Origin of the sequence: Apibacter muscae (assembly GCF_007845635.1) — a bacterium.
Lineage (GTDB): Bacteria > Bacteroidota > Bacteroidia > Flavobacteriales > Weeksellaceae > Apibacter > Apibacter muscae.
The window spans coordinates 37,602-51,353 of sequence record NZ_SELG01000037.1; the positions used below are offsets into that span (position 1 = coordinate 37,602).

At 30.2% G+C, this 13,752-nt stretch carries 12 protein-coding genes; 7 read left to right on the top strand and 5 right to left on the bottom strand.

From position 1 onward, the window contains the following. Positions 1 to 2 precede the first annotated feature (2 nt). Positions 3 to 1,418, bottom strand: coding sequence for a CCA tRNA nucleotidyltransferase (locus ETU08_RS08420; RefSeq protein WP_146262587.1), 1,416 nt, complete (start codon positions 1,416 to 1,418; stop codon positions 3 to 5). A 15-nt stretch (positions 1,419 to 1,433) separates the two neighbouring features. Continuing rightward, positions 1,434 to 1,997, bottom strand: coding sequence for an L-threonylcarbamoyladenylate synthase (locus ETU08_RS08425; protein WP_260391078.1), 564 nt, complete (start codon positions 1,995 to 1,997; stop codon positions 1,434 to 1,436). 197 nt (positions 1,998 to 2,194) lie between these two features. Between ETU08_RS08425 and secD the strand changes: the two genes are divergently transcribed. The 3 genes from secD (at position 2,195) to ETU08_RS08440 (ending at position 6,037) form a co-directional block, all read left to right on the top strand. Then, entirely contained in the window at positions 2,195 to 5,062 is a 2,868-nt protein-coding gene (gene secD / locus ETU08_RS08430; RefSeq protein WP_146262588.1) for a protein translocase subunit SecD, read from the top strand. 112 nt (positions 5,063 to 5,174) lie between these two features. Continuing rightward, a complete protein-coding gene (locus ETU08_RS08435; RefSeq protein ID WP_260391079.1) occupies positions 5,175 to 5,468 on the top strand; it encodes a Sec-independent protein translocase subunit TatA/TatB in 294 nt (97 codons plus the stop codon). After that, positions 5,468 to 6,037, top strand: a complete 570-nt coding sequence (locus tag ETU08_RS08440; RefSeq protein ID WP_146262590.1) for a phosphatase PAP2 family protein — start codon at positions 5,468 to 5,470, stop codon at positions 6,035 to 6,037. The genes ETU08_RS08435 and ETU08_RS08440 overlap by 1 nt, the downstream gene beginning before the upstream one ends. Positions 6,038 to 6,066: 29 nt before the next feature. On the opposite strand, the gene pdxR is transcribed toward ETU08_RS08440, so the two are convergent. Further along, positions 6,067 to 7,485: a MocR-like pyridoxine biosynthesis transcription factor PdxR gene (pdxR, locus tag ETU08_RS08445; protein ID WP_146262591.1), complete on the bottom strand. Its 1,419-nt coding sequence runs from the start codon at positions 7,483 to 7,485 to the stop codon at positions 6,067 to 6,069. A gap of 123 nt (positions 7,486 to 7,608) precedes the next feature. Here pdxR and pdxS point away from each other — a divergent pair, with 123 nt between their 5' ends. Further along, positions 7,609 to 8,484: a pyridoxal 5'-phosphate synthase lyase subunit PdxS gene (gene pdxS, locus ETU08_RS08450; RefSeq protein ID WP_146262592.1), complete on the top strand. Its 876-nt coding sequence runs from the start codon at positions 7,609 to 7,611 to the stop codon at positions 8,482 to 8,484. Between the two features lie 64 nt (positions 8,485 to 8,548). Next, positions 8,549 to 9,118, top strand: coding sequence for a pyridoxal 5'-phosphate synthase glutaminase subunit PdxT (gene pdxT / locus ETU08_RS08455; RefSeq protein WP_146262593.1), 570 nt, complete (start codon positions 8,549 to 8,551; stop codon positions 9,116 to 9,118). Between the two features lie 71 nt (positions 9,119 to 9,189). Here pdxT and ETU08_RS08460 read toward each other — a convergent pair whose 3' ends face one another. Both ETU08_RS08460 and msrA read right to left on the bottom strand, forming a co-directional pair. Continuing rightward, the gene (locus ETU08_RS08460; protein WP_146262594.1) at positions 9,190 to 10,584 is read right to left on the bottom strand and encodes an NADH-quinone oxidoreductase subunit N; all 1,395 of its coding nucleotides are present in this window, start codon (positions 10,582 to 10,584) and stop codon (positions 9,190 to 9,192) included. A 102-nt stretch (positions 10,585 to 10,686) separates the two neighbouring features. Continuing rightward, the gene (gene msrA / locus ETU08_RS08465) at positions 10,687 to 11,331 is read right to left on the bottom strand and encodes a peptide-methionine (S)-S-oxide reductase MsrA (RefSeq protein WP_185145304.1); all 645 of its coding nucleotides are present in this window, start codon (positions 11,329 to 11,331) and stop codon (positions 10,687 to 10,689) included. A gap of 300 nt (positions 11,332 to 11,631) precedes the next feature. On the opposite strand from msrA, the gene ETU08_RS08470 reads away from it, so the two are divergent. Together ETU08_RS08470 and ETU08_RS08475 are read left to right on the top strand one after the other, a co-directional pair. Then, positions 11,632 to 12,081, top strand: coding sequence for a Fur family transcriptional regulator (locus tag ETU08_RS08470; protein WP_146262595.1), 450 nt, complete (start codon positions 11,632 to 11,634; stop codon positions 12,079 to 12,081). After that, positions 12,062 to 13,732, top strand: a complete 1,671-nt coding sequence (locus ETU08_RS08475) for an LptA/OstA family protein (RefSeq protein ID WP_146262596.1) — start codon at positions 12,062 to 12,064, stop codon at positions 13,730 to 13,732. The genes ETU08_RS08470 and ETU08_RS08475 overlap by 20 nt, the downstream gene beginning before the upstream one ends. The last annotated feature ends 20 nt before the right edge of the window (positions 13,733 to 13,752 follow it).

Here is a 13,752-nt window from a genome sequence, read left to right on the forward strand (position 1 = left end):
AACTATTTTTGTTTTAAGTTTAAATTTTTTGCTAATTCTTTCATATATTGAAAAGAACTTTCATAATCGTTCTTTATAATTCCTTCCAATATAGCTTCTTTAATTTTTTCTTTTATAATTCCAATTTGTTTACCTTCTTGTATTTCATAATTATCCATGATAATATTTCCGGTTATAGGGGGTTGAAAATTTCTAACCTTATCCTTATCTTCAACTTCTTTAATTTTTCTTTCTACATAGTCAAAATTCTTTTTAAATTTTTCTTGCTTTTTTTTATTTTTAGTGGTAATATCTGCATTGCATAGTAAAAAAAGATCCTCGAGTTCGTCCCCCATATCAAATAATAATCTTCTTAATGCACTATCTGAGGCATCATCGGTTACTAAAGAGATAGGGCGAGAGCTAAATTTTACTAATTTTTGAACGTATTTTAATGGTTCCCCTAATGGTAGCTTTAATCTTTTAAAAATAGTTACAACCATTTTACTTCCTACAAACTCATGAGAATGAAATGTCCACCCAATTTTCTTATCAAATCTTTTGGTCGGAGCTTTTCCTATATCATGTAAAAGTGCCGCCCATCTAAGCCATAAATGGTCTGTATATTTACTGATATTATCTACAACCTCTAAAGTATGAAAAAAATTATCTTTATGTTTTTGTCCTTCAATTTCTTCAATTCCCTGAAGATTGGTTAATTCAGGTAAAAATCTTTGTAACAATTCTGCTTCATATAATAATTTTAAACCTATACTTGGCTGAGGAGACATTAAAATTTTATTGAATTCATCTGCGATTCTTTCTTTAGATATAATATCAAAACGATGGGCATTATTAATTATGGATTGAAATGAATTTTTTTCTATTTCAAAATTTAATTGAGTTGCAAATCGTATAGCTCTAATCATCCTCAATGGATCGTCTGAATAGGTAATATCAGGGTTTAAAGGAGTTCTTAGAATTTTATTTCTCAAATCTTGCAATCCATCAAATGGATCTATAAGAGCACCATAATCTTCTTGATTTAAACTTATAGCCAATGCATTAATTGTGAAATCTCTTCTATTCTGGTCATCCTCAAGTGTACCTTCTTCAATAAAAGGTTTTCGACTATCCGGCGAATAGCTTTCTTTTCTAGCTCCTACAAATTCTAGATCGTAATCTTTTAACTTAATCATGGCTGTTCCAAACCTTTTAAAAAAAGAAACTTTAGGTTTAGGAGAAAGTTCTAATGAAAGTGCCTCAGCTAAGTCTATACCGCTACCCTCTGTAACAACATCTATATCTTTAGGATTATTTCTCTCTAGTAAGAAATCTCTAACAAATCCTCCGATAACATAAGTTTTTTGTTTTTTAAGATCTGCTAGTTTAGAGATCTCCCTAAAAATAGGATTTTGTAGAGCCTGACTTAAATTCATTAAATATAAATATTGTTATTGTCTTATTACGGTTACTTTATTATTTGGTGTTAATTTAATTATAGATGAACCACTATATATACAATCGTCTTCATGTCGCAAATTTATTATATAATCAACATCCTCCAAAATTTTATGATTGATTGCTGAAAAATTTTTTGGAGACTTTTCTCCACTTAGATTTGCGGATGTTGAAACTAGCGGTTTATTTAATTTGGATATAAGTTTTTTACAAAAAAAATCTTTGGTCAATCGGATACCTACAGTATTATCCTCAGAAATAATACTCTTGGGTAATTTTTTAGGATTTTCATAAACAATGGTTAATGGCTTTTCTGAATAATCCATTAAATCCCAAGCCAACGTGGGTACTTCAACATATTCTTGCAATCGTCTTTCAGATTCAACCAACAATATTAAATTTTTCTCTTTGGTTCGTTGTTTAATTTTAAATATTTTTTCAACAGCTTTTTCATTAGTAGCATCACAACCTATGCCCCAAATTGTGTCTGTTGGATAAAGAATGATCCCTCCATCCTGCATAACCTGTACTGCTTTTTGAATTTCCTCTTGTTCCATATTAATTTAAAATTGTTGCAAATATATATAAGGAAATAATTTACAATTTAAAATTTTAAAAAAAATTATAGCGAAAAGTGATTTTAATTAAAATCATAGAGGGTTAAAAAGTGCTATAAATAATTGGTTGACATAAAATAGTCTGTTATATTTGCAAACTTAATGTTAAATAGACACATATCTCATAAACTAAATCGATGAAAGGAAAAGGACTTGTCAAATTTTTTGCAATTGCTTTGGCTATAATTTGCTTAATTGAATTATTACCTACAATTTATGTTAATCTTTTAGAATCTAGAGCTGAAAAAAATTCTAAAGGTGATGAAACAAAGAGAAAAGCTGAAATTGAAAAATTAGCAAAAGACACTTTAAATTTAGGTATAGTCAAAATGGACTATCAAAGTGCTAAAGAAAAAGAAATTAAATTGGGACTTGATTTAAAGGGAGGATTAAACCTTCTTTTAGAGATTTCTGAGAAAGACTTATTAGTAGATTTGGCTGATAATACTGAAAACACAGTGTTTAACAAAGCCATTGAAATTGCTTCATCAGAAGCTAGCACTTCCAATAATACTTTCACTCAAAATTTCTTTAAGGCTTTTCAAAAAGCAAAACAAGAATTAGGTCAACCCGATTTAAAATTGTCCTCTCCTGAAATATTTGGTACAAAAGAACTATCTGGGGTAATTCAACATAACACCAGTGATTCTGAGGTTGAAAAATATATTACCAGTAGCATAGAATCTAAAGTTTCTAACGCTATAGATATAATTAGAACTCGTATTACTAAACTAAAAATTGATGAGCCTAATATTTCCAGAGTTCCTGGCACAGGTAGAATTCTTGTTGAATTGCCTGGAGTTACAGATACCGATCGGGTAAAAAATTTATTACAAACTTCTGCAAGGCTTGAGTTTTGGGAGGTGGTTGAAAAATCTTCTGCATGGAATATGTTAACGTATATTAACCTAAAAGCTGCCGATAAGCAATTAATGGGAAAGCTAATTCAAGCACCAAATTCCACTGCAGTTGCTCTGGCTAAATTAAGTGATACAGCTACCATTAATCGTATTATAAATTCTGATAAAGCTAAAAATATCCTACGTTATAATAAATTATTATGGTCTTCCGAGCCTGATTCTAATAATTTACTTGAATTGTATGCCATTAAAGGTACGCGTAATAATAAAGCCCCATTGGTTGGAGCTGTTAGTGATGCACAACTAACTTTTGATCAATTTAATCGGATTCAAATTGCTATGCAAATGGGGCCTGAGAGTTCCATTGAATGGAAAAAGTTAACGGAAAAAAATGCTCCTAAACCTGGAGAGCCATCAGGCAAACCTATTGCAGTTGTTTTGGATGATATAGTTTATACTGCACCAGTTGTAAATTCTGTAATTCCTAACGGTCAATCTGTAATTAGTGGGAATTATTCAGAACAAAAAGCCAGTGACTTGGTTGATGTTTTAAAAGCTGGTAATCTTCCAGCGAAGGCAAATATTTTACAGTCAGAGGTTGTTGGTCCTACCCTAGGGCAGCAATCCATTACTAATGGATTAATTTCAATTTTAGTTTCTTACATTTTTATATTGATATGGATGGTATTTTATTACGGCAAAGCAGGTATCTATGCCAACATCGCTCTAGTTATAAATCTGTTCTATTTAATAGGAATCATGGCTTCCTGGGGATCTGTACTAACACTACCCGGTATCGCCGGTATAGTTCTTTCTATGGCTATGGCCGTAGATGCTAATATTATTATATTTGAACGTATTAAGGAGGAATTAAGAAAAGGTAAACCTTTGAAACAAGCCTTTATAGAAGGTCAAAAACATGCTTTAGCTGCTATTATCGACGGTAATTTAACTACTTTAATTGTAGGTTGTGTATTATTGTTTAGCACTGGTCCTATTAAAGGTTTTGCCGTTACATTAGTTATTGGTATATTCTGTACTCTATTCACAGCAATTTTTATTACAGGAATGCTAATCTATGGAGCAATGGAGAAAGGACAGCAATTTTCTTTAACAACTAAATTCACTAAGAATTGGTTTACGAATGTGAATTATAAATGGATGGAAAAAAGAAAATTGGCTTATATCTTCTCTTTAATACTTATGGTTGTAGCTTTAATATCTATTTTTACCAAAGGTTTTGATAAAGGTGTAGATTATACAGGCGGTAGAACCTATGTTATTAAATTAAATAAAGAAATTCATCCTGAAGTTGTTTCTGAATCTTTAGAAAAAATCTTTACTGTCGGTGGTGAATCAAGTAATATAAATGCTAAACAATATGGTGGCAAAGACCAATTAAGGATTACAACTAAGTATGGATTAGGAGACAATAACCCTAACATTGATCTTAGCATTCGAGAAAAATTGTACACAGGTCTTAAAGAATATTTACCTAAAGGATATTCTAAAGAAGAATTTATTAATGGTTCTCCTTACGGAATTCAATCGTCATCAGAAGTTGGACCTACTGTAGCCAGTGGTATCGTTAAAAATGGTATTATAGCCGTTTCAATTGCTCTGGCTGGGATATTTATATACATCTTGGTTAGATTTAAAAATTGGCAAATGTCTACTGGTGCTGTAGTGGCTCTTTTCCATGATGCTGTAATTGTTATGGGAGCTTTTTCAGTGTTAAGCTGGTTAAAAATTATACCATTCTCTGTAGAAATAGACCAATCATTCATTGCAGCCATTTTAACTATTATTGGGTATTCAATTAATGATACAGTGATTGTATTCGATAGGATTAGAGAAAACAAAAACCTTAATTTAGCTCGTTCAATGACACTTGAAGAACTTTATAACGATGCTATTAATCATACCTTAGGAAGAACTATAAATACAGGTATATCTACCATTATGGTTACTGTAATCATCTTCCTTTTTGGGGGTGAAAGTCTACAAGGATTTATGTTTGCTTTATTTTTAGGATTTACCTTTGGTATGTATTCATCTATATATATTGCGTCTTCTCTATCCTATGATTTAACTAGACGTACTTATGATCAAGCAAAAGCTAAACTAAAGGAGTCAGTCCTTTAAACACAAACAATTAAAATAAAAAAAGAGTCTTTATAAAGACTCTTTTTTTATTTTAATTAATAATATTGATCAAAATTAAATTGGTACTTTTGTATTCATTAAATGATATATTGTGAGCTTTGGAGAAATATTAGTAATCTTGTTAATAGCAGTTCTTATTTTTGGGCCTGACAAGATCCCTGAAATAGCTAGAGGATTAGGACAAGGAGTTAGAGCTATGAAAGATGCTACTGATAGCATAAAAAAAGAGGTGATGTCTCATGTTGACACCGATGATTCCTTTAAAGAAATTGAAGAAGAAATTAAAGACACTAAGAAAACCATAGATGATTCTATTAAAGAAGCAAACAAAAATGTTAATGATTTCTTTGATGATACTTTTGATGGCCCCATAAAAAGAACTTAATGGATCGTATTGTTTATTGGGATGAAAAACTTTTTTTATACCTGAATCATTTAGGTAGCTCTAGTTATGATAAATTCTGGTTATTTTTAACCGACGAATATTACTGGATTCCTGTATATATAATTCTTATAATTATAATTTTTGAAAAATTTGGTTTAAAAAAATCAATCATAATACTTATAACCATTGGATTAATGATTGCTTCTACGGACAATATTGCTTCATTATTCAAATACTGGGTTCAAAGACCTAGACCATGTAGAAACCCTGAACTAGATGGATTGTTTCGGCTAGTTATTGAAAATTGTAAAGGGAATTATTGTTTCTTCTCTGCTCATGCTGCCAGCACATTTGCGTTAGCATTTTACTTATCAAAATTATTTTATGCAAAACATAAGTATACCCCTTATTTATTTTTTTTATGGGCTATACTAGTCTCATACAGTAGAATTTATGTGGGTGTGCATTTCCCTTTAGATATTATAACTGGTGCTATTTTTGGGCTTCTTATAGGTTGGTTCTATAATAAAATCTTAACCTATATATTTACTAAATATCGATTAAACTAAATATCATAATCTATTATATTGAGTTAAAATTAAATAAGTTTAGAAAAAATCTTGATCCCTTCTTCTAGTTGACTTTTAGAAATAGTTCCATAACTGAGTCTAATTCCATTCACTATTGTATTATACCCATAATGGTCTGGAGTTATTATTTTTATTCCTCTTTGTTGTAAATGAATATCTAGTTCTTTCCAATTTATATTTTTTAAAGGAATTATCCAATAAGCCAATCCTCCGTTAGGCGTATCAAAAGTTATTTTATCTTTTAAATATTTATTTAATAAATATTCTGTAAAATCTCTCTTATTTTTATAATAAGAAATTGCCTTTTTTAAATACCTTCTTATAGTTCCTTCTTGAATTAATTGCAAAACAGCTTGCTCCATAATACTATCCCCTTGTATATCAATAATTTTCCTCAATTCTCCTACCTTAGATATTAACTTTAAATGGTTACTTACTAAGTAACCTATTCTTAAAGCCGGTGAAATTATTTTACTCATTGTACCTATGTACACAAAGTTTTTCAATTCTTTGTAACTAGATAAAGGTAATAATGGACGATAATCAAAATGAAATTCATGGTCATAGTCATCTTCAATAATGGTAAAACTGTATTGATTCGACAATTGTATTAAAGACAGCCGCCTTTCAAGGCTTAGAGATACTGTAGTCGGAAATTGATGATGTGAAGTAACAAATACTGCTTTAACCTTAATTCCATTTTCCAAGTTTCTTTTTAAAGATTCAACATTCATTCCCTGTTTATCTACTTCAATTGATAAAAGCTTTGCACCAGCATTTTTAAAGGTTTTCCAAGCTAAAGGATATCCCGGATTTTCAATTGCTACGATATCTCCTTTTTTAAGCATACATTGAGAAACTAAGTATAAAGCCATTTGGCTACCTCTAGTGATGCATATATTTTTATCATTTACCTGCATACCACGTTGAAAATTTAACATTGATGCTATTTCATTTCTAAATTCATTACTTCCTAACTCACTTTCGTAACCCATGATTTGCCAACGTGATTGACTATTAAAAATTTGACGGTAAGCTCTTGCAAGTTCATTGATAGGTGCAATATCTCTATCTGGATAGCCACCTTCAAAACTTATATTCAATGTATGCTTAGGCAATCCACCAATATCTTTTGAAACGCTATTTATATTCCCTTTTTGTAATATAGGAAGTTTACTATTAACAAAAGTTCCTTTCCTATCCTGTGTTACTAACCACTCTTCACTAAGCAATACATTATAGGCTTCTACAATAGTATTTCGATTTAATTTTAAATCTTCTGCAAGTTTTCTAGTTCCTGGTAAGGCAGTTCCTTCTTTTAATCTACCGGAACGTATATCGGAAATAATAGCATCTGCAATTTGTAAATAAATTGCTTTTTTTGATTGAGATTTTATATCTAATTGTAATTTCCAAGGTCTTAACATCTGGACTAGTTATTTTTATAAAAACTGTATCATTTACACCCGCCAAATATACAATACATTTACGTTAAAATTTATCATTTACTTAATTTAAGAATTGTAGAATAATTTAAAAAATAAATAACAATGACAGAATCTAGACTAGAATTAAACAAAAATTTAGCTCAAATGCTAAAAGGTGGGGTTATAATGGACGTTTCAACACCAGAACAAGCGAAAATAGCTGAAGCTTGTGGTGCATGTGCCGTAATGGCTTTAGAAAGAATTCCAGCAGATATTAGAGCTGTGGGCGGAGTTTCTAGAATGAGCGATCCTAAGATGATAAAAGGTATACAAAACGCTGTTAGTATTCCTGTAATGGCTAAAATTAGAATTGGTCACTTTGTTGAAGCACAAATTCTAGAGGCACTAGAAATAGATTATATTGATGAGAGTGAAGTGTTAACTCCAGCCGATGATAAATATCACGTAAATAAAACCAAGTTTCAAGTTCCTTTTGTTTGTGGAGCAAAAAACTTAGGAGAAGCTTTAAGAAGAATACAAGAAGGAGCAGCTATGATCCGTTCAAAAGGAGAACCAGGAACTGGAGATGTTGTACAAGCAGTCAGACATTTAAGGGCTATGAATGAAGAAATTCGACTTATAAAAGGTATGCAGGAAGATGAATTGTTCCATAAAGCTAAAGAGTTACAAGTTTCTTATGATTTGGTTAAATATGTTCATGAGAATGGAAAACTACCTGTCGTTAATTTTGCTGCAGGTGGAGTGGCAACTCCAGCCGATGCAGCTTTAATGATGCAACTTGGAGCAGAAGGAGTTTTTGTAGGATCTGGAATTTTTAAATCAGGAGATCCAGAAAAAAGAGCACAAGCCATTGTTAAAGCTGTAACTAATTACAACGACCCGAAAGTTTTACTTGAAATCTCTGAGGATTTAGGTGAAGCAATGGTAGGTATTAATGAGGCTGAAATAGAATTATTAATGGCTGAAAGAGGTAAATAATGACCTTAGATAATGGTTAATTATTATTTAATTAACCATTATCTAAATAGATTTATTATAGAAAATGAAAATAGGAGTATTAGCTTTACAAGGAGCATTTCTTGAGCATAAACAAAAATTATCCGAGATAAATATAGAATCTTTTGAAATTAGAAATAAAAAAGATCTTCAACAAGACATGCAGGGAATTATATTACCAGGAGGGGAAAGCACTGCCATTGGTAAATTATTAAAGGATTTAAATATGTTTGATAGTTTAAAAGGATTAATTTCCGATGGATTGCCTGCATTTGGCACTTGCGCTGGACTAATTTTGCTTGCAAAAAAAATTGAAGGTTGTGAAAATTCTCATCTAGGTTTAATGGATATTACTGCAAAAAGAAATGCTTATGGAAGGCAGCTAGGAAGTTTTTATACAGAATCTGAATTTGAGGGGATCGGTAAAATTCCAATGACTTTTATTAGAGCACCATATATTTCTAAAGTGGGTCCTAAAACAAATATATTATCTGTCGTTAACAATAAAATAGTTGCAGCCAAAGAAGATAATATGCTTGTTACATCTTTTCATCCAGAAATTACTTCATCCAATAGCGTTCATAATTATTTCATCCAGAATTTCTGCAAGTCATAAAGATAAACTTTTATAAAGCTAAAAAAGGGAGATTAATAATCTCCCTTTTTTTTGTATAATAAAATAATTTTTTATTTAATAAAAGCCAAACAAGTAAATACAGGCTGAGGATAAATCCCTAAAACTATTATTAGTATAAAAATAAATATCGCTAATATATTATAGATTAATGGTGGATTTTTAGCATTTATAATTTCATCATGGCTAGGTTTAAAGTACATAGCAATAATTAATTTTAAATAATAGGCTATACTAATTGCAGATCCTAATATCGCGATGATAACTAATAGAGGTTGAGTTTTTATAGCCTGATTAAACAACATAAACTTAGCAATAAATCCGGAGGTCAAAGGGATTCCAGCCATTGACAATAAAGAAACAGTCGTAGATATAGCTAATATAGGCTGTGTTTTTGCCAATCCATTAAAAGCTTTAATATCTGTGATTCCATTGGTGATTCTTTCAATATAAATTATACTTGCAAATGCTCCTACAGTTGCTAAAGAATATGCCAGTAAATAAAAAGCCAAAGTATAAACTGATTCAATTCCGGTATTAAAATAAATCAATAATAAATAACCCGCATGTGAAATGCTAGAATAAGCCAACATTCTTTTAACATTATTTTGTAATATTCCAACAATATTAGCTGTAAGAAGGGTAATAATTGCTACATAAAAAACAATGTATTGCCATTCATTCAATTGCCCCACAAACACATACTCCATTAATTTAAATAAAGCTACAAAGCCTGAAATTTTAACAACTGATGACATAAAAGCCGTAATCACAGAAGGTGATCCTTCGTAAACATCAGGAGCCCAAAAGTGAAAAGGTGCTACAGAAATTTTAAATAAAAGACCAATTAAAAGTAAAATAATCCCGGTCATGTATATGGATGGATAATCCGTAGTATTGATGCTATATTGCCTAATCACATCTATACTAAATGAATTTGTAACTCCATAAATAAGTGCTATTCCAAATAATAAGAACCCTGTAGCAAACGCCCCTAAAAGGAAGTATTTAACCGAAGCTTCGTTTGAACGAAGATCGTGCTTATTACTACCTGCTAATACATATAATGGTATCGATAATATTTCAATTCCTAAAAATAAGGTAATTAAGTTTTGATAAGAGAACAATACGATACCTCCACATAAAACAAACATAAGCAAACAATAGATCTCAGATTGATGATGATCAATTAATTTTAAAGCATAATTACCAAGTAAAAAGATTAAGATAGTGATAAAAATAGCTATTTGAGTAAAAACTTTCGCAGTTTGATCAAAATTCAACATATGTGAATAGCGTGAAAAAAAAGGATATTCCCCTAAGAAAGTTGTAGCTAAAGCTAATAATAACCCTAAAATAGCAATATGCTGAGAATACTTTCCTGCTTTAAATATGCCTAGATATAAACTTACAATTGCTGACAGGAAAATAATTACAATAACACTCATTATACTTATTTTTAATTTTTCTAAGTCGCCAAAGTTACTATTTTTAAGTCAATTTTGAAAAAAAGTAACTATTATTAATTAAATAATTATTTTAAAAAATTTTCATTTAAATTCAGATTTTATTTTATAATAAAATCTATCTCTAAATTTTTTAACCTTTAGCGATATTACCATAGAGCAATAAGGTTGAGTTGGGTTTTGTTTAAAATAATCTTGATGATAAAGTTCAGCAGGATAAAATTTAGTTAAAGGTTTAATTTCAGTAACATATTTATCTTTCCATAAATCTGTATTTTGAGATTTTAACATAGATTCCTCTGCTAAAATTTTTTGTCCTTGCGAATTGTAGAGTATAATGGATCTGTATTGGGTACCTACATCATTGCCTTGTCTGTTTAATTGAGTTGGATCATGCAAATACCAAAAAGCATCCAACAATTCCGATAGAGAAATTTCTTCCGGATTGTATTCAATTTGGATGACCTCTGCATGCCCTGTTTCACCTGTACAAACTTCTTCGTAACTGGGATTTTCAGTGCTACCACCGGAATATCCACTAGTAACTTTATACACCCCTTTTAACATTTCAAAACAAGGACTTAAGCACCAAAAACATCCTCCACCAATTGTTATATTTTCCATTTTTCCTGATGTATAATCTGAATAGCTTTCTTTTTTTCTCGTAGTTTGACAACTTACTATAAAGAACAAAAAAACACTTACAAAAAAAATAATATACTGTTTCATTTATTCAAATCAATTTCTTATAATTATTGAGAATATTATAATAATTCAGATTTTCTTTAATAATAATATCAAAATAATCAAAAAGTATACTAAAAATTTATATTTATAAAAGAATTAAATTTAAGTTTATACAAAATATTGATTATCAATATTTTAATAGAAATAAAATTGTAGAATTTTTATTAATTCTAAATACATGTACTGATTATTTATTATTATAGTTCTATATCTAAATAATATGAGACTAAATAAATATACTAGCTTTATTTTTAATTATATTTGCAATATATAGATCGTAATATGAGTGCAGAAACACTAAATAAGAATATTGAAACTGTAAAAGACGTTTTAAAAAAATATTTAGAAGAACGAGGACATAGAAAAACTCCTGAAAGATTTGCTATTATTGAAGAAATTTATTCTACAGACGAGCATTTTAATATTGACTGGCTTTATATGAAAATGAAGGAGAAGAACTACAGAGTAAGCCGAGCAACTATCTATAATACCATTGAAATTTTGTTGGATGCCAATTTAGTAAGAAAACATCAGTTTGGTGAAGGTCAACAATCTTTATACGAAAAATCTTATTATGCAAAACAACACGATCATATATTATTACTTGATACCGGTGAAGTTATTGAATTTTGTGACCCTAGAATACAGACCATAAAAGATTCATTACAAGAAATATTTAATATAGATATTGAAAGCCATTCCTTATATTTCTATGCAAGAAAAAAAAAATAATATAAAGGTATATTTAACCATCTTTTTCCTATTATTTATATTAGGTTTCTATCATACGCAAGTTAATCCACCAGTTCCAATAAAAAATAATAAACCTATTCCTATCAAATTAATCAATGCTGATTTGGAGGAAGTTAATGAAAAGGTCTTTAACGGAAATATGGTATATTCAGGCAATGTAATTGCTGAACACGAAACTTCTAGTCTAAAAGCTGACTCTATTATATACTTCCAAGATAGAAACTTTATTGAAGCAAGAGGAAATATAAATTTCAAGGATAAAGACACCTATTTGGTATGTAAGCGATTAACCTATGATGCAAATACTAAGACTGCCGTTGCTTATGATGATGTAAAACTAACTTCTCCTGATCAAATTATTGAAACTCAGGAGCTCATCTACGATGCAAACTCAGACGTTGCTTATTTTGATAACTGGGGAACCATATATAAAGGAGAAAATATTACTAAAACAAAAATTGGTAAATATTTTGTTAAAGATAAAAGAATTGAACTTGGAGCAAACTCTACATTAGAATCACCAGACTACACCATCTTAGGCACAGATATTAAATATAATACACAAAGTGGTCTTGCTATTTTTAAGAATTTCACAGAAATTATTAATAAAAAAGATCTTACCATTTATATTATTGGCACCCAAGGAACTTACAATACTAAGACAAAAGAATCTTTCCTAAAAAAGGATGGTGTAGTTCATTATCAAGGGAAAATTTTATCTGCCGATGATTTATATTTTAATGAAATCACAGGATATGGAAAAGGAATCAAAAATGTTAAATTAGAAGAACCCAAAGAAAAACGTTATTTAATGGGTGAGTATGGAGAAGTATTCCAATTCAAAGACTCGGCGATAGTTACAGGTAGACCTTATATGGTAAAAGCCTTCACCAAAGACTCTTTGTATATGCACTCAGATACCATAATTGCTATACAGGATAAGAATAAACAATCAACAATTAGGGGGTACCATAACGGTAGACTATTTAAATCCAATATGTCTGGTAAAAGTGATTCATTAGTCTATCATGAAGATGCAAGCCGATTGGACTTTTATAAAAGACCTATTTTCTGGGCGACTGGCGGAAGACAATTAATTTCAGATACGCTTTCCGTATATCTAAATCCTCAAACACAAGCCATAGATTCGGTTTATGGAAGAGAAAATGCTTTTGTTATAAGCAAGGTTGATTCATTATCACCCAAGTTCGAATTTAACCAAGCCAAAGGAAGAAAATTATATGCTTATTTTGAAAATGACAAAATCCACTTCATTGATTTAAAAGGCAATGCTGAATCTATAGCTTATGTAGAAGAAGAATCCAAAAAGACAGGAAAAAAGGAAAGAACTGGAATAGCAATATCTATCTGTGGAATTCTTCAAGGGGAGTTTGTGAATGAAGAACTTGATATTGTTTCCTGCCAATTGGATGCTCAGTCGAAAATTTACCCTGAAAGCAAGCTACCTGAAAACCAAAGGTATCTCCCTCAGTTCAACTGGAGAGGAAAGGAAAGACTTAGGAAATGGAATGATATTTTCCCTGATGTTTTTCCTGATCAAGGAATAGATTCAGTTGATAACATAGACGTTTCCATCCAGAAATCAGAGGTAGAGCCTATTTCTAATTAAAATATTTTAACCAATAAAAA